Here is a 21,185-nt window from a genome sequence, read left to right on the forward strand (position 1 = left end):
GTGTCATTGTCGATCGGTGCCGACCTTGTGGAAGGGTGGGCGGGTGAGTGATCTGCGGGTGACGACCCGCAACGCCCGGTTCCAGCAGTGGGAGTCGCTGCTGGGCAACCGGACCAAGCGACAGCGCACGGGCGAGTTCCTGGTGCACGGCGTCCGACCCATCACGCTGGCCGTCGAGCACGGCTGGCGGCTCTCGGCGCTGCTCTATCCGACCGGCCGCCGGCTGTCGAAGTGGGCGTCGGAGATGCTGGACACCGCCCGCGCGACCACCGTGGCGATGGACCCGGATCTGCTGGCCGAGCTGGGGGACCGCGACGACGACACGGCCCCGGAGATGATCGCCGTCGCCCAGCTGCCGCCCGACGACCTGGACCGCGTGCCGGTGCCGGACGACTTCCTGGGCGTGGTGTTCGACCGGCCGACCAGCCCCGGCAACATCGGCACGGTGATCCGCTCCGCCGACGCCTTCGGCGCGCACGGGGTGATCGTCGCCGGGCACGCCGCCGACGTCTACGACCCCCGCGCGGTGCGGGCCAGCACCGGGTCGCTGTTCGCGCTGCCGGTGGTCCGCGCCGACTCGGCGGCAAAAGTACTCGAATGGATTCGCGCCCAACCCGTAACGGTGCACCTCGTGGGGACCGATGAGAACGGCACAGCGGTGGTCGACCGGCACGATCTGACCGGACCGACGCTGCTCGTGGTCGGCAACGAGACCGCCGGCATGAGCAATGCCTGGCGCTCGGCCTGCGACGACGTGCTGAGCATCCCCATCGGCGGGGCGGCCAGCTCGCTCAACGTGGCCAACGCGGCGTCCATTGTTCTCTATGAGGTAGCACGACAGCGCAGACTGTGATGTATCTGCGGGTCCTCTCCATTCATCTTGGTTTACATTGGGTGTTCACCATGGGGAGGTCGAGAAGGTGGACGACGAGACGAGGCCGGCCGAACGCAGCACGGGGGCTGCGCGGAACCAGGTGCTCCGGGGCCGGCTGGGACGAGCCACGGAACTCGCCGCACAGGCGGTGGCATTAGCCCAGCAGTCACAAGCCCAACCGCAGGCAGGTGCTGGGGAGGACCTGCCCGCCGCGCTCGCCGTGCAGGCGTGGGCGGCCGCGTGGCGCGGCGACTCGCAGCTGGCCGACCAGGCGTCGGCCCGCGCCATGCAACAGCTGGACGCCGCGTGGAGCCGACGACTGCTGGTGGAGCTGCTGGGGGCGCGGCTGCACCTGGGCGACATCGACGGCTGCCTGCGGCTGGCGGCGGCCGCAGGCGTGGACGGCGACCCGGCCCGGATGGCCCCGGTGCTGCGGCCGTGGGTGTGCGAGTCGATGGTGAACGTGGAACTGGTCCGCAGCCGCCCGGCCCGGGCGGCGCTGTGGGCGGAGCACGCGGCGGAGGCCGCGGTGCCCAAGATGTGGGGCCACACCGCCGTGATGCACCTGGCCAACGGCCAGGTCGCGCTGGCCCGCAACGACCTCCAGGTCGCGCAGCTGCGGGCCGGCCGCGCCGCCGAGGCGTTCACCGAGGCCGGCATGCCGGGCTACGCGGCCCGCTCGCACGCCGTGGTCGGCGCCGCGCTGATCGGCATGGGGGAGCGCGACGCGGCGCTGCGCGAGCTGGGCGTGGCCCGCCGGCTGGCCGAGAGCTGCGGGGCCCGGGCCCTGGCCGCCGAGCTGGTCGACTCCCAGCTCAGCCTGTCGGTGCGCCGCACGCCGACGGTGCGCAGCATGGACACGCTGACCGTCCGCGAGCACGAGGTCGCCGAGCTGGCCGTGCGCGGCCTGACCAACCGGCAGATCGCGGAGAAGCTGGTGGTCAGCGTCAAGACGGTGGAGGGCCACCTGTCCCGGGTGTTCACCAAACTGGGCGTGCCGTGCCGCACCGCGCTGGCCGCGCCGCTGCGCAAGATGGACGCCGAACTGGTCGGCTGACCAGCGGGAATTAAATGGACAAAGGGAATATCGTGATCCGGCCGTGCCGGCGTTGATCTTGTCTTACGATCGCGCCGACCGGCCGTTCCACGACCCTGGAGTCCCACCGATGCCCAACCGAGTCGTCATGGCTACGGCGGCGAGCGCGCTGCTGCTGACCATGACCGCCGCCCCCGCGACCGCCTCCCCGCTGCCGGTGCCCTACTGGGGCCACGCCAGCCAGGTCATCACGGTGATCGCCGACAGCCCGACCGCCACCACGGCGACGTTCACCGCCTGGCAGCGCACCGGCGGGCTGTGGGACCACTGGCAGGCGGTGCGCGGGCCGATCACGGCCAACGTCGGCTCCGACGGCATCGGCCAGGCCAGCGAGACCACCTCCAAGACGCCCGCCGGCACCTGGACGCTCACCGAGGCGTTCGGCATCCAGGCCAACGACGGCACCCGGTTGCCCTACCGGCAGGTCGGCACCGCGGACTGGTGGGTGTCGGACGTCAAGTCCCCGCTGTACAACACCTATTACCACTGCGTGCCCGGCACCTGCCCGTTCAACGAGGGCGCCGGCGAGGACCTCGGCGAGGCCGGCCCGGTCTACAACCACGCCGTGGTCATCGACTACAACCGCAACCCGGTCGTGCCCGGCGCCGGCTCGGCGTTCTTCCTGCACATCTCCAGCGGCAAGCCGACCGCGGGCTGCGTGTCCATCCCCGCCGAGGACCTCAAGGCCGTCATGGCCTGGCTCGACCCGGCCCAGCAGCCGGTGATCGACATCGCTGTTCGCTGACCTGGGCACGTCCGCTAGACGCCGGACAGGAACCGGTCGAGGACCCGGACGCCGAACTCCAGGCCCTCGACCGGCACCCGCTCGTTCACACCGTGCGCCATCGCCCGGTAGTCGAAGCCTTCCGGCACCCACAAGGGGGAGAAGCCATAGCCGGGGATGCCGAGCCGGGCGAAAGCCTTGGCGTCCGTGCCGCCGCCCAGGCAGTACGGCACCACCACGGCCGCCGGGTCCGCCCACCGCAGCGCGTCCGCCATCGCGCCGAACCACGGCGAGTCCAGCGGCGCCTGCACCCCCGGCTGCGGGTTGATCAGCTCCCGGCGCACGTGCGGGCCGATCAGCTCGTCCACGGTGGCCAGCAGCTCCGCCTCGCCGCCCGGCAGCACGCGCGTGTCGATCAACGCCTCGGCCGTGCTCGGGATGACGTTGACCTTGTAGCCGGCGGTCAGCGCGGTCGGCGTGGTGCTGTTGCGGATCGTCGACTCCACCAGCGAGGCCGCGCCGCCCAGGCGCGCCACCGTGCCGTCCACATCGGACAGATCAACCTCGACGCCCAGCGCGGCGCCCACCTGCTCGATGTAGGCCTGGACGGACGGGATCAGCCGCACCGGCCAGCGGTGCTCGGCCAGCCGCTGCACCGCCTGCACCAGGCGGGTCACGGCGTTCTCGTCGTTGCGGCGCGAACCGTGACCGGCCCGACCGCGGGCGGTCAGCCGCAGGTGCGAGGAGCCGCGCTCGGCGGTGCCCACCGGATAGAAGTGGATGCCGTTCACGCGATGCGTGTGCCCGCCGGACTCACCGATCGCGGCCACGCAGTCCCGGAACAGGTCGGCGTGCTCGGCGACCAGCCAGTGGGCGCCGTAGTCGCCGGCGTCCTCCTCGTCCGCGACGAACGCCAGCACCACGTCCCGGCGCGGCCGGGAACCTCGTGCCTGCCAGCCGGCGACGACGGTCAGCAGGTTGGCGACCATGTCCTTCATGTCCACCGCGCCGCGGCCCCACAGGTAGCCGTCACGCAGCTCGCCCGAGAACGGGTGCACGTCCCAGTCCGCCGCCTGCGCCGGCACGACGTCCAGGTGGGCCTGGACGAGCAGCGGCGGCAGCGCCGGGTCGCTGCCCTCGACACGGGCGATCACGTTGGTACGACGGGGTTTGCGCTCCAGCAACGTCGGCTCGACACCGGCGGCCGACAGCTCGGCGGCGACGAACTCGGCCGCCTCGCGCTCACCCTCGCTGTCGCCGCCGCCCCGGTTGGTGGTGTCGAACCTGATCAGCCGGGCACACCGCTCGACGACGTCCATGCCACCTCACCCGTAGACCTTCTCCACCGCGCCGCTCGCGATCGCGGTCACGATCTTGAACGTCTTCATCGCCTCGGTCATCGTCGGCGCGTCGTAGCCGACCCGCAACAGCGACAGCCGTTCCACGGTCGGGATCACCTCGGCCGCCGCGGCCAGGTGCGCGGCGTCGAACGCGACCTCCATGCGGTGGCCGGACGCCACCGGCTCGACCCGGCCCGCACGGCCCATCGCCAGCCGCGCCTGCTCCTCGATGAGCTTCGAGCTGCGCGCCGGCGGCAGGCAGATCGCCGCGTACCGGCTCACGCACTCCTTCACTACGGCCTTGCGTGCGTCGGGGGTGTAGTCGTCGGCGTCCTCGCACGTCTTGTCGTCGCCGGTCACCAGCAGCACCGGCACGCCGTGCTCGGCGGCGACCGCGGCGTTGAGCCGGCCCTCGCTGGCCGGCACGCCGTCCAGCCACACCTTGGTCACGGAATTGCCGAGGTACGTGTGCGACAGAACGCCCTCGGCGCCGGCTCCGGTGTGGTACCCAAGGAACACCACGCCGTCCACGTCGGAGTCGATGCCCTGCATCATCGACAGCGGCTTGTGCTTGCCGGTGAGCATGCGCGCCCGCTCGTCGAGCTCCTCCAGCAGCAGGTTGCGCTGAGTGTCGTGAGCCTCGTTCACCAGCACGTCGTCGGCGCCGCCGTCGACCAGGCCGCGGACGCACGCGTTGACGTCGCCGTTGAACATGCGGCGGAACCGTTGCCACTGCTCGGTGCCGGGTTCGCAGTCGGCCGGCCACGTGACTCCGGTCGCGCCTTCCATGTCCGCCGAGATGAGGATTCGCACGCTCGGTACGTTACGGCTTGGCGGCCGTTGTCGACAATTGTTGACATATTGCCTTACCGGGTGGTTACTTCTTGCCAAACATGGGGAAGGGGAGGTGCGCGGACATGCGCATCAGACGTCTCGGCATCGGCGTGATCGCGATGGGGGTCGCGATCCTCAGCGCGCCGGTGGTGCACGCACAGGACACGGCCCAGCCGAAGATCCTACGCGTCGGGGTGACCGGCACGTACGCGACCATGAACCCGTTCACCGCCTACCACCTCGGCGACACCGAGGTGGGCCGGGTGATGTACGCGTTCCTCACGTCCTACTCGCAGCAGGACTACAGCCCCGCGCCGGGCCTGGCCGACAAGTGGCAGGTCTCCTCGGACAAGCTGACCTGGACCTATCACATCCGGTCGGGCATGAAGTGGTCGGACGGCCAGCCGATCACCGCCAAGGACGTCGCCTGGACGTTCAACAAGATCATGACGGACAAGACGGCGGCGACCGCCAACGGGAATTTCGTGACCGATTTCGACACTGTCACGGCCCCCGACGACAGCGACGTCGTCATCAAGACCAAGGCGCCGCAGGCGACCATGCTCGCGCTGGACATCCCGATCGTGCCCGAGCACGTCTGGTCGAAGGTCACCGACGTCGGCAAGTACGACAACCTCCAGTACCCGGTGGTCGGCAGCGGGCCGTTCACGCTGACCAACTTCACCCAGGGCCAGTCCATCACGCTCAAGGCCAACCCGGACTACTACGGCGACAAGCCGGCCTACGACCAGCTCGAGTTCCGCCACTACGACAACGAGGACGCCGCCGTCCAGGGCCTCAAGAACGGCGACGTGGACGTGGTCAGCGGCCTGACCCCGACCCAGTACGCGGCGCTCCAGAACACGCCGAACATCACCGTGAACAAGGCGCGCGGCGGGCGGCAGAACGACCTGCTGGTCAACTACCAGGCGCAGACCAACACCAACCAGCCGGTCGGCGACGCCAACCCGGTGCTCAAGGACCCGAAGGTGCGGCTGGCCATCGCCCAGTCGATCGACGTCAAGACGTTGGTGGACAAGGCCTACGGCGGCCTGGCCGAGCCCGGCTCGGGAATGGTGCCGGCGGTGTTCGGCACCTGGCACTGGAGCCCGGACGCGAGCCAGGAGCAGAAGTTCGACCTGACCGCGGCGGCCAAGACGCTGGACGACGCCGGCTACCAGAAGGGCGCGGACGGCGTCCGGCTGGACAAGTCCGGCAAGCCGATCACCCTGCGGCTGGTCATCGACAGCGGTGTCCCGAACGAGAACGCCAGCGCCCAGTTCATCAAGGGCTGGCTCGGCCAGGTCGGCATCGGCGTCACCGTGCAGGCGCTCAGCTCGGACGCGGTCACCGACGCCGGCAGCAAGGGCCAGTACGACCTCCAGCTCAACGGCTGGACCGGCAACCCCGACCCGGACGCGCTGCTGTCCATCCAGATCTGCGCCAACCGGCCCGACGCCGACGGCAACGGCAACACCGAGAACTTCATGTGCGACCCGCAGATCGACGCCCTGTACAAGCAGCAGCTGTCGGAGACCGACCAGGCCAAGCGGGTCAAGGACGTCAAGGACCTCCAGGCACGGCTGTACTCCCTGGACAGCTCGATCGTGATCGCCTACCCGAACGTCCTGGAGGCCTATCGCTCCGACCGCTGGGCCAGCTTCGGCCTCCAGCCGGCGCAGGGCGGCTCGATCACGCACCAGAACGGCTACTACGGCTACCTGCTGGCCAAGCCCGTGGACTCCGCCGCCGCCGGCGGCGGCAACACCGGCCTGATCGTCGGCATCGTGGTCGTGGTGGTGATCGTGCTGGGCGGCGGCGCGTTCCTGCTGTCCCGCCGGCGCCGGGCGAGCGCCGACGAGCGGGAGTAGCGCATGACGACGCCGGCAACGGCGCCCGAGCTGGCCGAGCCGGGCACGGCCGCGCGCGCAGGCGGCGCGCGGTACGTGCTCGGCAAGGTCGGTGGTGCGGTGGTGAGCCTGTTCGTGGTCGTGGTGCTGGGCTTCTTCCTGTTCCGGGTGCTGCCCGGCGACCCGATCCGGCTGATGTCGCGGAACACGTCGGTCGGCACCAAGCAGGTCGCCGAGCTGCGGCACCAGTTCGGGCTGGACAAGCCGCTGCCGGCGCAGTTCGCGGACTACGTGGTCGCGCTCGCGCACGGCGACCTCGGCGTGTCGCTGAAGTTCAGCCGGCCGGTGTCCGACCTGATCCTCCAGGCGCTGTGGCCGACCCTGCTGCTGGTCGGCGTGGCCACGCTGATCTCCATCCTGCTGGGCCTGTGGCAGGGCACGCGGGCCGGGTGGCGGCGCGGCACCGGCTTCGACCGGTTCTCCACCGGTACCGCGCTGGCGCTGTGGTCCGCGCCGACGTTCTGGCTGGGCATGATCTTCCTGGTGGTGCTCGGCTCGTGGTTCCCCACCCAGGGCATCGTCGACCCGGACACCCCGGCGGGTTTCCTGCCGCAGTTCCTCGACGTCCTGCACCACCTGACGCTGCCGTGCCTGACTCTGGTGGCGGTGCTGTACGCCCAGTACCTGCTGGTGATGCGGTCGTCGGTGGTGGAGGAGATGGACGCCGACTACCTGACCACCGCGCGCGCCAAGGGCCTGCGTGACGACGTGGTCCGCAGCCGGCACGCGGTGCCCAACGCGCTGCTGCCGACCGTGACCCTGATCTTCATCAACCTCGGGTTCGTGGTCGGCGGCGCGGTGTCGGTGGAGGCCGTGTACTCCTGGCCGGGCCTGGGACTGCTGCTGTACCAGTCGATCGCCGACCACGACGGCCCACTGCTGCAGGGGCTGCTGCTCGTGTTGGCCGGCGCGGTGCTGGTGATGAACCTGATCGGCGACCTGCTGCTGCGGGTCATCGACCCGAGGGTGCGTGCCGCATGACCTCTGCCATCGTCTGGCGCCGCCGGCGCGCCGCGGCCGGCCGGCTCTGGGACCAGTTCCGCAGCCAGCGCGGCGGTCTGTTCGGGCTGGTCATCCTCGCCGTGATCGTGCTGCTGGCCCTGCTGGCCCCGGTGATCACGGACCCGTCCGGGCTCGACGTCACGCACGCCACCGGCGGCGCGCTGAAGCCGCCCGGCGACGGGTTCCTGCTCGGCACCGACGAGACCGGCCGGTCGGTGTTGTTGTTGCTGCTGTGGGGATCCCGGGTGTCGCTGCTGGTCGGCTTCGCCGCCACGCTGCTGTGCGTGGGCATCGGCACCATCGTCGGCATCGTGATGGCGCACTTCGGCGGCTGGGTGCAGGCCGTGCTGATGCGCGTCACGGACTTCTTCCTGGTGCTGCCGTCGCTGGTCCTCGCGGCGGTGCTGTCCACCGTGCTCACGCCCGGCATCGGCTCGATCATCATCGCCATCGCGGCGACGGCGTGGCCGACGACCGCCCGGCTGGTCCGGTCGCAGACCCTCGCGGTGGAGTCGCGACCGTACATCGAGCGCTCGTGGGCGCTGGGCGCCGGGCACTGGCACGTGATCGGCAAGCACGTGCTGCCGGCGGTGCTGCCGCTGGTGTTCGCCAACACGACGCTGACCGTCGGCCAGTCCATCATCACCGAGTCCACGCTGGCATTCCTCGGGCTCGGCGACCCGAACTCGGCGTCGTGGGGCGAGATGCTGCACAACGCGCTGCAGGTCGGGGCGGTCACCGCCCGGGCCTGGTGGTACCTGCTGCCGCCGGGCCTGGCGATCGGCGTGGTGGTGCTGGCGTTCATGATGTGCGGGCGGGCCCTGGAGGCCGTGCTCAACCCGCGGCTGAGGGAGCGGTGATGGGCGAGCCGTTGCTGGAGATGCGGTCCGCGACCGTCGACTACCGCACCGCGGGCGGGCTCGTGCCGGCCGTGCGCGGGGTCGACCTGCGCATCGACGCCGGTCAGACGCTCGGGCTGGCCGGGGAGTCGGGCTGCGGCAAGTCGACGTTGGCGATGTCGGTGCTGCGGCTGCTGCCGCGCAACGCCGTCGTCGGCGGCGAGATCCTGTTGGGCGGCGAGAACGTCACCGAGATGGGCTGGGGCCGGCTGCGGGCGGTGCGCTGGGCCGAGGCGTCGGTGGTGTTCCAGGGCGCGATGCACGCCCTGAACCCGGTGCAGCGCGTCGGCGAGCAGATCGCCGAGCCGATTCGCGTGCACGGCAAGGGGCCCGTCGAGCGGCGGGTCGGGGAGCTGTTGGAGCAGGTGGGCCTGCCGGCGCGGCGGGCCCGGGCGTACCCGCACGAGCTGTCCGGCGGGCAGCGGCAGCGGGTGATGATCGCCATGGCGCTGGCCTGCTCGCCGGGCCTGATCATCGCCGACGAGCCGACCACGGCCCTGGACGTGATGGTTCAGGCGCAGGTGTTGGCCCTGCTGTCGAAGCTGGTGGACGAGTTGGACATCGGGCTGCTGATGATCAGTCACGACCTGTCCGTGCTGGCGTCCACCTGTCAGCGGCTGGCCGTGATGTACGCGGGGCGGATCGTGGAGCAGGGGCGGTCGGCCGAGGTGCTGCGGCAGCCGGCGCACCCGTACACCAAGGCCCTGGCCGCGGCGTTCCCGACCATCGGCGATCCCGCGTCCCGGCTGGCGCCGCGCGGGCTGGCCGGCGACCCGCCGGACCCCGCCCAGTTGCCCGCCGGATGCCCGTTCCACCCGCGCTGCCCGTCGGCGATGGCCGAGTGCTCGGTGACGGATGTGCTGCTGCGGCCGGCCGGCGAGGACCGGGTGTCGGCGTGTCTGCTGGAGGTTGAGCCGTGACCCTGCTGCGTGCCGACGACGTGACCGTGCACTTCGGGGCGGCGCGGGCGGTGGACGGTGTCGAGCTGGACATCCGGGCCGGAGAGATCATCGCGCTGGTCGGGGAGTCCGGCTGCGGCAAGACCACCCTGGCCCGGACCCTGTTGGGCTTGCAGACGCCCACGTCCGGGCAGGTGCTGTACGAGGGCGAGCCGCTGCCGTCCGGGATCCGCGGGCTGCGCGAGTACCGGCGGCACGCGCAGTTGGTGTTGCAGGACCCCACCGGCGCGCTGAACCCCCGGCACAGCGTGTACGAGGCCGTCGCCGAAGGCCTGCGCATCCACCGCGTGCCCGGCGACGAGCGGGAGCTGGTCGCTTCCGCCTTGTCCCGCGCCGGATTGCGGCCGCCGGACCGGTTCTTCGGGCGCATGCCGCACGAGCTGTCCGGCGGCCAGCGGCAGCGGGTCGTCATCGCCGGTGCGCTGGCGCTGGACCCCAGCGTGCTCATCGCCGACGAACCGGTGGCCTCCCTGGACGCCTCCGTCCGTGGCGAGATCTTGGCTCTGCTGCTGCGGTTGCGCGACGAGCTGGGGCTGGCGGCCCTCGTCGTCACGCACGATCTGGGCCTGGCGTGGAACATCGCCGACCGGGTCGCGGTGATGTACCTGGGGCGGATCGTGGAGAGCGGGCCCGTGGAGCAGGTCCTCACCGCGCCCCGGCACCCGTACACCCAGGCGCTGCTGTCGGTGCTGCCGGAGTCGGAGACGCCGGCGACCGTGCTGGCGGGGGAGACACCCGATCCCAGCCGCGTGCCCGCCGGCTGCCGGTTCCACCCGCGCTGCCCGCTGCTGGCCGCCGGCCTGCCCGTCGAGGTGGCGACGCGGTGCCGGACCGTGGATCTGCCCATTGTGGACGGTGCCGCCGCCGGCGTCGCCTGTCACGCCGTGAGCGTGGCATCCAGCGCGAAGTAGGAGCCCGAGCCGGCAACGACCCGCTTGAGCGCGAAGCCGCCGTCGGTGAGCAGTTGGCGCCACTCCGACTCGCTGCGCTGGCAGCCGCCCAGCATGCCGAGCATCGTGACGTCGATCGACTTGGTTGGGTGCGGCTCGTCGCTCTCGGGCACCACCATGTCGATGATCACCAGGCGGGCGTCAGGCCAACCGGCCTTCCAGATGTTGCGCAGGATGCGCAGGCTGTCGGCGTTGTTCCAGTCCTGGAGCACCGCCGACAGCACATAGACGTTCGCAGTCGGCACCGTGTCGAAGAAGTCGCCGGCGACGACCTCCATCCGATCCGCCGGTGGTTCGGTGGGCACCACGCTCGGCAGGTCGAAGAGGATGCCGCGGCGGTCGGGATACCTGGCGAGCAGCTCCGTCAGCAGTGTGCCGTCCGCGCCGCCGGTGTCGGCGACCGTGGCTCCCCGGGGCAGGTCGAAGACGTCGAGCAGGTCGCCGCGGGCATCCTGCGTGAACGCGGCCATCGCCTCGTTCTGCAGCGCCGCCATGTCCGGGTGCTCGTTGACCCAGTCGAAGAACGGCTTGCCGTAGTAGATGCTCGCCGCCGGCTCGCCCGTCCGGACCGTGTCGAGCAGGTTCCCGAACGGCGCGTAGTGCGTCTGCCGGAAGTACCGGGCGACGCTGCGCAGCGGGCCGTCCGCCAGCGTGCGACCCAGCTCCGTCAGCTCGATCGTGCCGTCCTTCGTGCGGAAAACCCCGTGCTGCGCGAGGAAACGGATGATCCGCCCCAGCGCGTCCGGATCCGCGCCGACCTCCTTCGCCACGTCCTCCACGCCGCGCGGGCCACTGACCAGCGCCGTCGCCACGTCCAGTTCGGCCACCGCGAACAGCGACTGGGAGAGCTGGAATCCACTGAGCAGCCCGAGCATCACCGCGACCGGGGGCAGTTCCATGGTGCTTCGTCCTTCCGTGAGGTTCACGACCATCACGTATGACCTGGCCCCTCGGCTCTGCCGCTGTTCGTTCGTTGCCGTTAGTGCTCCTGATCGAACACGCCTTTCGGATTACCGGTCGCGCACTACCGTTCGGGCCGTGACGTCACCCCACCACGCCGATCCCGCGCCGCGCCGGCCGTCTGCTCAGCCCCTGTACTTCGAGGCCCCCGACTACTACCGCCCCCAGGCCGTCGACGGTCCCGCCGTCTTTCTCGCCGGCGGCATCACCGGCGCCGGCCGCTGGCAGGACCATGCCGTCACCGTGCTGCACTCGCGGCCCGTGGTCGTCCTCAACCCCAACCGCGCCGCCTTCCCCATCTCCGATCCCGGCGCCGCGTGGGAGCAGGTCAGTTGGGAGCAGCACCACCTGCACCTGCCCACCGTGCTCACCCTTTTCTGGTTCCCCGCCAGCGTCACCGTCCAGCCCATCGCCATGTTCGAGCTGGGCCAGGCCCTCGGCGAAGGCCACCGCCTCGTCGTCGGCGCCCACCCCGGCTTTCCGCGCGAACCCGACGTCCACATGCTCTGCCAACTGGCCCGCCCCGGCCTGCCGGTCTATTCCGACCTCGACGACGTCCTAGCCGCCGCGCTCGCTCAGTTGACGTGAAACCGGGTTCATTTGTCCTTGCCGGAGAAAATGCCGACGAGGTTCTTCGCCACGTCGAGGTGGTCCTTCACCCGCGGATCGAGAATGGTGAGCAGCGTGACCGGCAGATCGGCCAGAAACTCTTTGACCGCCTGAACCGCTTGGGCGAATCGTCGGTCACACATCCGCCGTGTGACCGGATCGGCCGGCCCGCACGACGAACGTAGCCGGTACACGGGGTGGTTGCGACCGCGTCCAAACGGCGGATCAATGTGCGCTTGGACGCCCCGTCGTCGACCGCCTTCAGCGCGACAGACTCCGAACGTGCTGTCAGTGGCGTCCTCGTCGTCGGGCATGCGGAGAGCATCGGGTCGGCCGGAAACAGTGTTGTCCCGGCCGACCCTCCGTCAATCAGCCCGTGCAGCAGGAGTGGCGGCTGCCTGCCACGTAGTGCGGATCGTGCCACCAGAACTCGGCGTTGGACGGGTGGGCGGGCACCGGGGGCAGCATGCGGCTGGTGGCGATGCCGGTGGCGGGCGAGGTGAACGGCTTGAGCAGATCGTCCACAGTGAACAGTCGGCCGTTGCTGACGACGCTGCGGACGTTGGCGGCCTGTTTGATGTCGGAGAGGGGATCGCCGCCGAGGACGGACAAGTCGGCGTACGTGCCGGGGGCGATGCGGCCGAGGGGCTCACCCAGCAGCTCGGCGGAGTTGCGGGTGGCGGTCAGCAGGGCCTCGTACGGGGTGAGCCCGTACCGAACCATCGCCCGCAGGTTCATGTGCGTGCTGACGGCGGTGTGGTCGATGGGCGAATCGGTGCCGGTGACGATGCGGCCGCCGCCACGGACGGTGGTGGCGATCTGTGCGACCTGTTTGGCCAGGTCGGCCAGGGTGGCGGTCTGGTCGGTGGTGGCCGCGGTGTGGGCGGCGGCCGCGAGGGAGGCGTACTCCCAGGCGGGGTAGAGGGTGGTGACCCGCCGGTCGGTGACGAGGCTGGGGTCCTCGCCGAACAGGGCACTGGACACGAACAGCGTCGGCGTTCGGCCGGCGCCGGTCCGGTTGAACAAGTCGATGACGTCCTGGTAGCCGGCGCCGAGCGCGCTGACGGTGCGGGAGTAGCCGAGCCGGTTGGTGGCGCCGATGTGCTCCATGCCGTCGCCACCGAAGGCCAGCGCGGGATAGTGGTAGTGCGACGTCGCCAGCACGCCGCGCTGGTGCGCCCACTCGATCACCTGCCGCTGCCACTCGGGCCGCAGCCGCACGTAGCACTTCATCAGGTCGTAGTCGAGCGCCCCGGCGCGTTCTAGTTCCAGCGCGAGCTGACGTTCGTCGTAGGTGGGCCGCATGAAGTTGTAGAAGATCCGGGAACCGTCGATGGCCTCGCCGGTGGCGAAGTAGCGCGGCCCGATCCGCTTGCCGGACTGGACGGACTCGCGTTCCTCGACCATGTGGTACGCGGGGCTGGCCGGCGACCGGGTGGTGGTGATGCCCAGCGACAGCCACAGCCGACCCTGCCGAGCGCCGTAGCTGTACCCCTGCATCTCACGGTGGTTGTGGATGTCGACGATGCCGGGCATCACGACGCCGTCGCGGGCGTCGATCACCTCGCCGTCGACGCCCGGGCCGCTGGGACGGACGGCGGTGATGCGGTGCCCCTCCACGATGACGTCCACATTGGACTGGAGGGTGGGGCTCTGGCCGTCCCAGAGCCTGCCGGCGCGGATCACCAGCCGCCCGCGCGGCTGGGAGTTGGTCCAGCTCAGCCCCACCGGAACGGTCCGCGGCGCGCCGCCGTCGACGCCGATCAGCCGCAGCCGCCCGTTGTTCAGGTACAGCAGGTGCTGCGAGTCGCCGTGCCAGGTGGGGGCGTCGGTGACCTCGTCGTTGATCGGCTTCGGAGTCCCGGCGAAGGTCCCGTCCGGGTGCACATCGACGACGTGCAGCAGGCTGCCGAGGACGAAGGCCATCTTGGTGCCGTCGGGCGACCAGACCGGGCCGTCGTCGCCGCGGGTCTGTAGCGACCGCTGCGGCAGCGGGTCGACGTATCTGGCGGCGCCGGTGGCCCGGTTGACGAGCAGGATCTTGCTCAGGCCCTCGCGGAAGCGGGCCGAGTGCGGCACGACCGCAGCCAGCGCGATCACGCTGCCGTCGGGCGACCACGTGGGCTTGCCCGGCTCGAACGTCGCGGCGAACACGTTCTGCACCGCGCCGGTGGCGACCTCGACGGTGTGCAACGCGCCGGTCTGGTCCAGGAACGCCAGGAACTTGCCGTCACGGGACCAGGACCCGGAGACGGCGGCCGCGCCGGGCAGGTTGGTCAGCTGCCGGTCCTGGCCGGTGGCCAGGTCGCGCAGCCAGATGTCGAGCTTGCCGGCCCGGTCGGTGGAGTACGACAGGTACCGGCCGTCCGGCGACCAGGCCGGATCCGACTTCCACCAGTCGTCGCCGGTGAGCGGCTTCGGCGGCTGGCCGATGGTCATGGTGTAGATGTCGTTGAGCGCGCGGAAGGCGACCTGCCGGCCGTCCGGCGACAGCACCGGGCTCCCGATGCCGACGACCGGCTTCGGCCGCGGCGAGTCGAAGTCACGCCGGCGCTTGACGTACCGAGCCGGCTCGACGTCGACCGGCGCGGTGAACGCGATGGCGGCGGCCGCCCCGCCGGCCAGCGACCGCCGCCGCAAGGCGCCGTCCGCGCTGTACACGAAGTCGTTGCCGTGGAAGGAAACCCGGAACGGGAACACGTCCTCGCCGGTGACCAGCGGCTTTCCCGACACGTACAGCTCGGTGGTGGCCGGCGGGTTCGGGGGCGGGGGACCGGTGACCAGGTTGTAGACGAGGTCCTTGCCGTCAGGCGTCCACGTCGGGCCGTGCAGCAGCTGAGTGCCCGGCACGGTGATCGCGGTGCTGCGGCTGCCGTCGGCGACCGTGACGACGTCGATGCGGGTGCCGGCGGCCACGAAGGCGACCTTGGCGCCGTCGGGCGACCAGGCCGGCTCGTACTCCTCGACGGGAGTGTCGGTCAGCTGGGTGATCTTGTTGGTGGCCAGGTCGAGCAGGTGGATGCCGTAGCTGCCGGTGAGATCGGACGAGAAGACGATCGTGCGGCCGTCGGGCGAGAACCGCGGCTCGCGGTGGTCGAACGGCCCCTGCGTGAGCTGGCGTAACCCGGTGCCGTCGCGGCGGATCGTCCAGATGTTGAAGTTGCCGTCACGGTAGGACTGGAACGCCAGCGTCCGGCCGTCCGGCGACCAGTCCGGCTGGGCGATGTCCATCAGGTCGTCGGTGAGCCGCTTGGCCGCGCCGCCCGCGGCCGGCAGCAGCCACAGCACGCCGAGCAGGTCCATCGCGATCGTGGCGCCGTCCGGGGAGACCTGCCCGGCGACGTTGGTGCCCTGCCGGACCGCCAGCGGCGTCCCAGCTCGATCGGGCGCGCCGGCCGCGACCGGCGGACTGGGCAGTTCGATGCCGGTCAACGCGGCGGCGCCGGCGACGCCGGCCAGGAATTCCCGCCTGTTCACAGCGGACATGACGTTCCCACCCCCAAGTGAGCCGTTTCCGCCAGGCTAGATCAACTGGTGGAGGGTTCACCGGGCTTTGGCCCATCGGGCGGGCAAAGGCGACCTGATCGATCCTCAGCCGCGGCGTTCGTGGCGTTCGGTCGCCCGCTGCATCCGGGCGACGTGATCACGGAGGTAGTCGACGAGCTCCATCGGCTCCAGCACCTCGAACTCGAAGCCGAGCATGCTGATGAACACCGTCATGCCGACGAGCGAGTCCGCGCCCGCGTGCAGGATGCAGCTGCTGTCGTCGACCGGCTCCAGCTGGCCGGAGGTGGGCGTCACCTTCTCGGCGACCTCGTCGATCGGTGCGTGGATCAGGAACTTGCCCTCGAACTTGTACGCCCGGTTGGTCACGCCACGGGACACGTAGGTGGCGGCGTCGGCCGGCGGTGTGCGGGGCTGGAACCGAGGCCCGGTCGGTGTTTTCGGTTGGACCCGGTCCAGCCTGAAGGTCCGCCAGTCGGCGCGGTCGAGATCCCACGCCAGCACGTACCAGCGCCGCCCCATGTTGACGAGACTGTGCGGCTCGACCTGCCGACGGCTGTCGGCGCCGTCGTGGGTGCGGTAGTCGAAGCGCAGCCGCATGTGCTCCCGGCACGCGCCGGCGACGAGTGCCAGCACCTCGGCGTCCACGCTCGGCCCGTACGAGGACGTGCTGACCACGACCGCTTGCAGCGCCGACACCCGGTGCCGCAACCGTGACGGCAGCATGTGCTCCAGCTTGGTCAGCGCGCGGATTGACGTCTCCTCGATGCCGGTGACGCTGCCGGCCGCGGCGGTGCGCAGGCTGATGGCGACGGCGACCGCCTCCTCGTCGTCCAACAGCAGCGGCGGCAGGGTGACGCCGACGCCGAGCCGGTAGCCGCCGGCGACGCCGGGGGAGGCGTCGACCGGATAGCCGAGGTTGCGCAGCCGGTCCACGTCGCGGCGGACGGTGCGGACGTCCACCTCGAGCCGGGTCGCGAGCTCGGCGCCGGTCCAGTCCTGACGGGCCTGGAGCAGCGACAGGAGGCGCAGCAGCCGCGCGGAGGTCTCCAACACGAACGCCAGTCTGCCACCCATTCCGGACTGACTCTGTCCGCAATGCCGCCTAGGCTGCCGCCATGACCGTGCTGACCCGTCGAGCCCTCAACCGGGCCCTGCTGCACCGCCAACTCCTGCTGCGGCGGTGGAAGCTGTCCCCGGCCAGGGCGATCGAGCGGCTCGCCGGCCTCCAGGCGCAGGCGACGAACCCGCCGTACTACGCGCTGTGGACCCGGCTGGAGGGTTTCCGCCGCGATCAGCTCACTCGGCTGCTTACTGACCGGCGGGTCGTCCGGATCGCGTTGATGCGCTCGACCCTGCACATGGTCACCGCCGACGACTGCCTGGCCTTCCGGCCCACACTCCAGTCCGTGCTGGACCTGTCCTACGCCCGCAGCGTGCACAGCCGGCACGTGCAGGGCATCGACCTCGACGATCTGGCGAAGTTCGCCCGAGACCTCATCGAGGCCGACCCGATGACCAACGCCGACCTCGGCCGCGCGCTGAGCGACCGCTGGCCGGATCGGGACGTGACGGCGCTGCTCAACGCCGTGCGCACGAAGCTCGCGGTCGTTCAGCTGCCGCCGCGCGGCGTGTGGGGCGTCGGCGGCCAGCCGACCGGCACCACAGCGGAAACCTGGCTCGGGCGGTCCCTCGCGCCCATCTCTCCGGACGATCTCGTGCTGCGCTATTTGGCGGCATTCGGTCCCGCCGGCGTGATCGACACCCAGACGTGGTCGGGCCTGACCCGGCTGCGGGAGGTCTTCGACCGGCTGCGCCCGCGGCTGCGGACCTTCACCGACGAGTCCGGCACGGAGCTGTTCGACCTCCCGGACGCGCGCCGCCCGCACCCGGACACCCCGGCGCCGGTGCGGTTCCTGCCGGAGTTCGACAACTCGCTGCTGTCCTATGCCGATCGGACGCGGATCATCGCCACCGAGCACAAGCCGCACGTGTTCACCGTCAACGGCATCATCCGGGGCACGGTGCTGGTGGACGGATTCGTCGCCGCCACCTGGAAGCTCGCGCCGGACGCCCTGACGGTCACGCCGCTGGTACCCCTCAAAGAACGCGACGACGTCGAGGCGGAGGCCCACCGGCTGGCCGCCTTCGCCGACGCCGAGGTGCCGATCCGAGTCCTTGCCAAACCGGCAACATAGTTTGCCGGCGAGCCCGGCCGCGTCGCACGGTGTACGACTGAGACACCGAGGAGGGACGCGATGGCACACGGACACGGCCACGGACATCGGGACGACGACTACGACTGGGCGTCGATCGGCGAGGAGATCGAGCGCAACGCCGAGGTCCACCACGACTACCTGGACCAGGCCATGGACTGGCTGCGGGCACAGGTGGACGAGCCGGCGCGGATCGTCGACGTCGGCAGCGGCCCCGGTGTCGCGGCGTGCGCGCTGGCCGAGACGTTCCCCGGCGCCGAGGTGGTGGCGGCCGACCGCGCACCGGAACTGTTGGCCCGCGCGGCGAAGCGGGCCGAGCGGCTCGGCGTGAAGATCTCGACGCAGGAGGCGGACCTGCCGGCCGCGTTCCCGGAACTCGGCGCGGCGGACCTGATCTGGACCAGCGGGGTGATGCACCACATCGGCGACCAGCAGGACGCGCTGAACCAGCTCGCCGCCCTGCTCCGGCCCGGCGGCGTGCTGGCCGTCGTGGAGGGCGGCCTGCCGCTGAGGTTCCTGCCGCGCGACATCGGCATCGGCCGGCCGGGCCTCCAGTCCCGGTTGGACGCGGCCAACGACGCCTGGTTCACGGACATGCGCAACGGCCTGCCCGGATCGACGCCGATCGTGGAGGACTGGACGGCGATGCTGGCCCGCGCCGGCCTGATGCCCAGCGCCAGCCGCACCTTCCTGGTCGACCTGCCGGCGCCGCTGGACACCGAGCCGCGGCTGCTGCTGCGGGACATGCTTGTGCGGCAACGGGAAATGCTCGGCGACCGGATCGACGCCGAGGACCACGAGGTGATCGACCGGCTGGTGCACGACGAGGACCGGGCGAGCCTGCTGTGGCGGCCGGACGTGTTCCTGCTCAACGCCCGCACGGTGCACTCGGCGCGGCGACTCGGCGGCTGATCAGCTGCACATTGCAGAATGCGAGAGCTGTATCGTTCTCGTAGTGGCGCGCCACTATTTCGGCGACGGCAAGCAATTGTTTTCTGACAGCGTTGTCACCGCCACTGGGCCAATTCCGGCCGGGCGTGCGCCGGGCACGATTCTCGCCCCCGCACCCCGGCCGGCGCCAGTGCCCTGGCGTGACCACTGGCGACGCGCCCGTTTGTGTCCAGACTGGACACTGCTCTATCGGAACTCCTAGTCCGCCGAGGTTAGGCTTCGCGCACCAGTCGTCCTGGACAGAGGGGATCCGCTGGTGGGACGAGTCCTTTCCACACGCTACGAGCGCCGTGCCGGCATCAAACGGGTGACATCGCCGCCCGTACCGACGCGCGCCGAACCGATCACGCCGCCCCGGCCGGCGCCGCCCAGCGGCGGCAAACACCGTGTTCGGGCCGACCGCCCCGGTCCGTCCACACCGGACATACAAGCGTTCATCGACCGCAGAGTTAAATGTCTCGTAACGTCTGGCCACTGGAATTGGTCATGAGAACGAGCCAAGGTAGACGCATCCCGGGAGAGATCTCAGCCATCGGCGCCAGGAGGATGGTCATGGCGCAAGCGCACGCCGCCGCCACGCTCAACGCACCAGTAGTCACCCGAACCACAATCGTCACCACGGTCGCCGCCGCACCCGTCGTGACCAAACGGATAGCGGTCGGCACGGACGGTTCGTACTGGGGTGACGCGGCGCTGGGCTGGGCCGCGCGGCACGCCTGCGTCGTCGGCGCCGAACTCGATGTGCACCAGGCCGACCGGCGATATGTCGACATCCCGGCCGACATCCCCAGTGACGCCGGCATCGGCGCCACGCTGCGCTCCATGCCCATGCTGCCGGTGCGGATCCTGCGCAGCGGCCCCGATCCGGTCGGCACGCTGGTCGGCGCCAGCAAGGACGCCGACCTGCTGGTGCTGGGCTGCCGCGGCCACCACCACGGCACGCTCGGCGTCGGCCGCAGCGTGGTGCCGGTAGTCGCCCGCGCCCGCTGCGACACGGTGGTCGTGCGCGGCCTGCCGTCCTCGCTGCACGGCCGGACCCGCTGGATCACGGCCATGATCCGTGGCGGCCAGGAGGACGTGGACCTGCTGGCCAAGGTGGCGAAGCTGGCCACCTCGCTGCAGGCCAAGGTGCGCGTCGTGCACGTGACCCCGCCGGCCGGGCCGCGCTGGCTGCCCGAGCAGATGGGGTCGGCCACCGTGCTGGAGCGCGCCGCCGCACAGCTGGTGAAGCTGGCGCCGAAGCTCACCCCGGAGCTCCGCTCGTTCGCCTGCCAGCCGCCGGAGGCCGCGGTCGCCTGCCCCGACACCGATCTGCTGGTGCTCGGCCAGGGCGACGCGAATGGGGACCGGACCCGGCTGGATCCCATGACCAAGGCCGCCCTGTACCATTCCCGATCGCCCGTCCTGGTGATCCGGAACTGAACCAATCCCGCCCGGCCCCTGGCGATTTCGATTGTCTGGGTGCAGAGTGTTCCAGGTATCCCAGTACGTGCGAGAATCCCTGTGCCGCCAGGAGGGTCGCATGCCGAGAGTGCTGCCGAGCGCGTCGACTCGTCCAGACCATGTTGCCCCGGAAGGATTCGACCCCGCCGTCGTGGTCGGCGCGGACGGCTCGCCATGGGGCTCGGCCGCGCTCGGCTGGGCGGCCCGGTACGCCTGGCTGCGCGGCGAGGCGCTCACCGTCTACGCGGACGCCCCCCATCCGGGTGAACCCACGGCAGCAGACCAATTGGCGACCATGCAGCCGTTGCCGGTGCACATCGAGGAGAGCAGTGGCGACCCGCTGCGCACGCTGGTGCCGGCCAGCGAAGGCGCGGACCTGGTGGTGCTGGGCTGCCGCGGCCGGCAGCACACCACCATCGGGCTCAGCCGGTGGGTGGTCCCCGTCGTCGCCGCCGCGCACTGCGACACCGTCGTGGTGCGCGGCCTGGACGCCGCCGTGCACGGCCTGCACTCGGTGATCACCGCGCTGGTCGACGGGGGCGAGGAGGACCGGCCGGTGCTGCGCCGCGCCGCCCAACTCGCCGCCACCTTCCACGCCAAGCTGCACGTCGCCCACGCCTGGCCGACCCCGTCCGGCCGGCAGGCCAGCCCGTCCGGCGACGCCCACGGCGAGGTGCTCGACCTGGCCAAGGACTACCTCGCGGCGGTGAACCGCCAGCTGTCGGCCAACTTCGAGGCGGTGCGGGCGCAGCCGTACGAGCTCGTCGCCACCCGTACCCACACCGACCTGATCGTCGTCGGCTCGGGCGGCCCCGGCCGGCTCGGCAGTGTCACCCGGGACGCCCTGCACCACGCGCTGTGCCCGGTGCTGGTCGTCCGGCCCTGAACCTCCGCGTCACAGGGACGAGTCGCCA

At 71.1% G+C, this 21,185-nt stretch carries 17 protein-coding genes and 1 pseudogene; 12 read left to right on the plus strand and 6 right to left on the minus strand.

Annotated features, from left to right (window positions below):
- Window positions 1-43 precede the first annotated feature (43 nt).
- From BCF44_RS19690 to BCF44_RS19700, 3 genes are all read left to right on the plus strand, one after another.
- On the plus strand, window positions 44-853 hold the full coding sequence (locus tag BCF44_RS19690) for a TrmH family RNA methyltransferase (RefSeq protein WP_116175774.1): 810 nt from the start codon (window positions 44-46) through the stop codon (window positions 851-853).
- A gap of 67 nt (window positions 854-920) precedes the next feature.
- Window positions 921-1,931: a helix-turn-helix domain-containing protein gene (locus BCF44_RS19695; protein WP_147328544.1), complete on the plus strand. Its 1,011-nt coding sequence runs from the start codon at window positions 921-923 to the stop codon at window positions 1,929-1,931.
- A 109-nt stretch (window positions 1,932-2,040) separates the two neighbouring features.
- Window positions 2,041-2,715 (plus strand): L,D-transpeptidase family protein, encoded by a 675-nt coding sequence (locus BCF44_RS19700; protein WP_246015290.1) that lies wholly within the window; start codon window positions 2,041-2,043, stop codon window positions 2,713-2,715.
- 14 nt (window positions 2,716-2,729) lie between these two features.
- Here BCF44_RS19700 and BCF44_RS19705 read toward each other — a convergent pair whose 3' ends face one another.
- Together BCF44_RS19705 and BCF44_RS19710 are read right to left on the minus strand one after the other, a co-directional pair.
- Window positions 2,730-4,013 carry a M20/M25/M40 family metallo-hydrolase gene (locus tag BCF44_RS19705; protein ID WP_116175776.1) on the minus strand — a complete coding sequence of 428 codons (1,284 nt, stop codon included), beginning with the start codon at window positions 4,011-4,013 and terminating at the stop codon, window positions 2,730-2,732.
- A 6-nt stretch (window positions 4,014-4,019) separates the two neighbouring features.
- A complete protein-coding gene (locus BCF44_RS19710) occupies window positions 4,020-4,847 on the minus strand; it encodes a M55 family metallopeptidase (protein ID WP_116175777.1) in 828 nt (275 codons plus the stop codon).
- A gap of 104 nt (window positions 4,848-4,951) precedes the next feature.
- Between BCF44_RS19710 and BCF44_RS19715 the strand changes: the two genes are divergently transcribed.
- From BCF44_RS19715 to BCF44_RS59205, 4 genes and pseudogenes are all read left to right on the plus strand, one after another.
- On the plus strand, window positions 4,952-6,739 hold the full coding sequence (locus tag BCF44_RS19715) for an ABC transporter substrate-binding protein (protein WP_246015292.1): 1,788 nt from the start codon (window positions 4,952-4,954) through the stop codon (window positions 6,737-6,739).
- A gap of 3 nt (window positions 6,740-6,742) precedes the next feature.
- Window positions 6,743-7,759 (plus strand): ABC transporter permease, encoded by a 1,017-nt coding sequence (locus tag BCF44_RS19720; RefSeq protein WP_116175778.1) that lies wholly within the window; start codon window positions 6,743-6,745, stop codon window positions 7,757-7,759.
- Complete coding sequence (locus BCF44_RS19725) at window positions 7,756-8,640, plus strand: ABC transporter permease (protein ID WP_116175779.1); 885 nt, start codon at window positions 7,756-7,758, stop codon at window positions 8,638-8,640. Before BCF44_RS19720 ends, BCF44_RS19725 begins: the two co-directional genes overlap by 4 nt.
- Window positions 8,640-10,372: pseudogene (locus BCF44_RS59205) on the plus strand (dipeptide ABC transporter ATP-binding protein); the annotation flags it as partial. The gene BCF44_RS19725 and the pseudogene BCF44_RS59205, both read left to right, overlap by 1 nt.
- A gap of 143 nt (window positions 10,373-10,515) precedes the next feature.
- Here BCF44_RS59205 and BCF44_RS19740 read toward each other — a convergent pair.
- The gene (locus tag BCF44_RS19740) at window positions 10,516-11,487 is read right to left on the minus strand and encodes a methyltransferase (RefSeq protein ID WP_170217622.1); all 972 of its coding nucleotides are present in this window, start codon (window positions 11,485-11,487) and stop codon (window positions 10,516-10,518) included.
- Between the two features lie 139 nt (window positions 11,488-11,626).
- Here BCF44_RS19740 and BCF44_RS19745 point away from each other — a divergent pair, with 139 nt between their 5' ends.
- Entirely contained in the window at window positions 11,627-12,136 is a 510-nt protein-coding gene (locus tag BCF44_RS19745) for a nucleoside 2-deoxyribosyltransferase domain-containing protein (protein WP_170217623.1), read from the plus strand.
- Between the two features lie 8 nt (window positions 12,137-12,144).
- Here BCF44_RS19745 and BCF44_RS54750 read toward each other — a convergent pair whose 3' ends face one another.
- From BCF44_RS54750 to BCF44_RS19755, 3 genes are all read right to left on the minus strand, one after another.
- Window positions 12,145-12,471 carry a hypothetical protein gene (locus BCF44_RS54750; protein WP_147328545.1) on the minus strand — a complete coding sequence of 109 codons (327 nt, stop codon included), beginning with the start codon at window positions 12,469-12,471 and terminating at the stop codon, window positions 12,145-12,147.
- A 55-nt stretch (window positions 12,472-12,526) separates the two neighbouring features.
- Window positions 12,527-15,643: an amidohydrolase family protein gene (locus BCF44_RS19750; protein WP_116175783.1), complete on the minus strand. Its 3,117-nt coding sequence runs from the start codon at window positions 15,641-15,643 to the stop codon at window positions 12,527-12,529.
- A 105-nt stretch (window positions 15,644-15,748) separates the two neighbouring features.
- Entirely contained in the window at window positions 15,749-16,717 is a 969-nt protein-coding gene (locus BCF44_RS19755; protein ID WP_116176022.1) for a helix-turn-helix transcriptional regulator, read from the minus strand.
- 62 nt (window positions 16,718-16,779) lie between these two features.
- On the opposite strand from BCF44_RS19755, the gene BCF44_RS19760 reads away from it, so the two are divergent.
- The 4 genes from BCF44_RS19760 to BCF44_RS19775 all read left to right on the plus strand — a co-directional run bounded on the left by BCF44_RS19760 (window position 16,780) and on the right by BCF44_RS19775 (window position 21,157).
- Window positions 16,780-17,859, plus strand: a complete 1,080-nt coding sequence (locus BCF44_RS19760) for a winged helix DNA-binding domain-containing protein (RefSeq protein WP_116175784.1) — start codon at window positions 16,780-16,782, stop codon at window positions 17,857-17,859.
- Window positions 17,860-17,919: 60 nt separating this feature from the next.
- The gene (locus BCF44_RS19765) at window positions 17,920-18,789 is read left to right on the plus strand and encodes a class I SAM-dependent methyltransferase (RefSeq protein WP_116175785.1); all 870 of its coding nucleotides are present in this window, start codon (window positions 17,920-17,922) and stop codon (window positions 18,787-18,789) included.
- 591 nt (window positions 18,790-19,380) lie between these two features.
- Complete coding sequence (locus BCF44_RS19770; protein ID WP_116175786.1) at window positions 19,381-20,250, plus strand: universal stress protein; 870 nt, start codon at window positions 19,381-19,383, stop codon at window positions 20,248-20,250.
- A gap of 100 nt (window positions 20,251-20,350) precedes the next feature.
- A complete protein-coding gene (locus BCF44_RS19775) occupies window positions 20,351-21,157 on the plus strand; it encodes a universal stress protein (RefSeq protein ID WP_116175787.1) in 807 nt (268 codons plus the stop codon).
- Window positions 21,158-21,185: the final 28 nt, after the last annotated feature.

It is taken from the genome of Kutzneria buriramensis, assembly GCF_003387475.1.
GTDB classification, from domain to species: domain Bacteria; phylum Actinomycetota; class Actinomycetes; order Mycobacteriales; family Pseudonocardiaceae; genus Kutzneria; species Kutzneria buriramensis.

Excerpts from the sequence above, each read along its gene's own strand:
- BCF44_RS19715 (WP_246015292.1), top strand. The coding sequence starts at position 4,952 with ATGCGCATCAGACGTCTCGGCATCGGCGTGATCGCGATGGGGGTCGCG.
- BCF44_RS54750 (WP_147328545.1), bottom strand. The coding sequence starts at position 12,471 with ATGCCCGACGACGAGGACGCCACTGACAGCACGTTCGGAGTCTGTCGC.
- BCF44_RS19770 (WP_116175786.1), top strand. The coding sequence starts at position 19,381 with ATGGCGCAAGCGCACGCCGCCGCCACGCTCAACGCACCAGTAGTCACC.
- BCF44_RS19760 (WP_116175784.1), top strand. The coding sequence starts at position 16,780 with ATGACCGTGCTGACCCGTCGAGCCCTCAACCGGGCCCTGCTGCACCGC.
- BCF44_RS19740 (WP_170217622.1), bottom strand. The coding sequence starts at position 11,487 with ATGGAACTGCCCCCGGTCGCGGTGATGCTCGGGCTGCTCAGTGGATTC.
- BCF44_RS19720 (WP_116175778.1), top strand. The coding sequence starts at position 6,743 with ATGACGACGCCGGCAACGGCGCCCGAGCTGGCCGAGCCGGGCACGGCC.
- BCF44_RS19750 (WP_116175783.1), bottom strand. The coding sequence starts at position 15,643 with ATGTCCGCTGTGAACAGGCGGGAATTCCTGGCCGGCGTCGCCGGCGCC.
- BCF44_RS19700 (WP_246015290.1), top strand. The coding sequence starts at position 2,041 with ATGCCCAACCGAGTCGTCATGGCTACGGCGGCGAGCGCGCTGCTGCTG.
- BCF44_RS19775 (WP_116175787.1), top strand. The coding sequence starts at position 20,351 with ATGCCGAGAGTGCTGCCGAGCGCGTCGACTCGTCCAGACCATGTTGCC.
- BCF44_RS19705 (WP_116175776.1), bottom strand. The coding sequence starts at position 4,013 with ATGGACGTCGTCGAGCGGTGTGCCCGGCTGATCAGGTTCGACACCACC.
- BCF44_RS19765 (WP_116175785.1), top strand. The coding sequence starts at position 17,920 with ATGGCACACGGACACGGCCACGGACATCGGGACGACGACTACGACTGG.
- BCF44_RS19725 (WP_116175779.1), top strand. The coding sequence starts at position 7,756 with ATGACCTCTGCCATCGTCTGGCGCCGCCGGCGCGCCGCGGCCGGCCGG.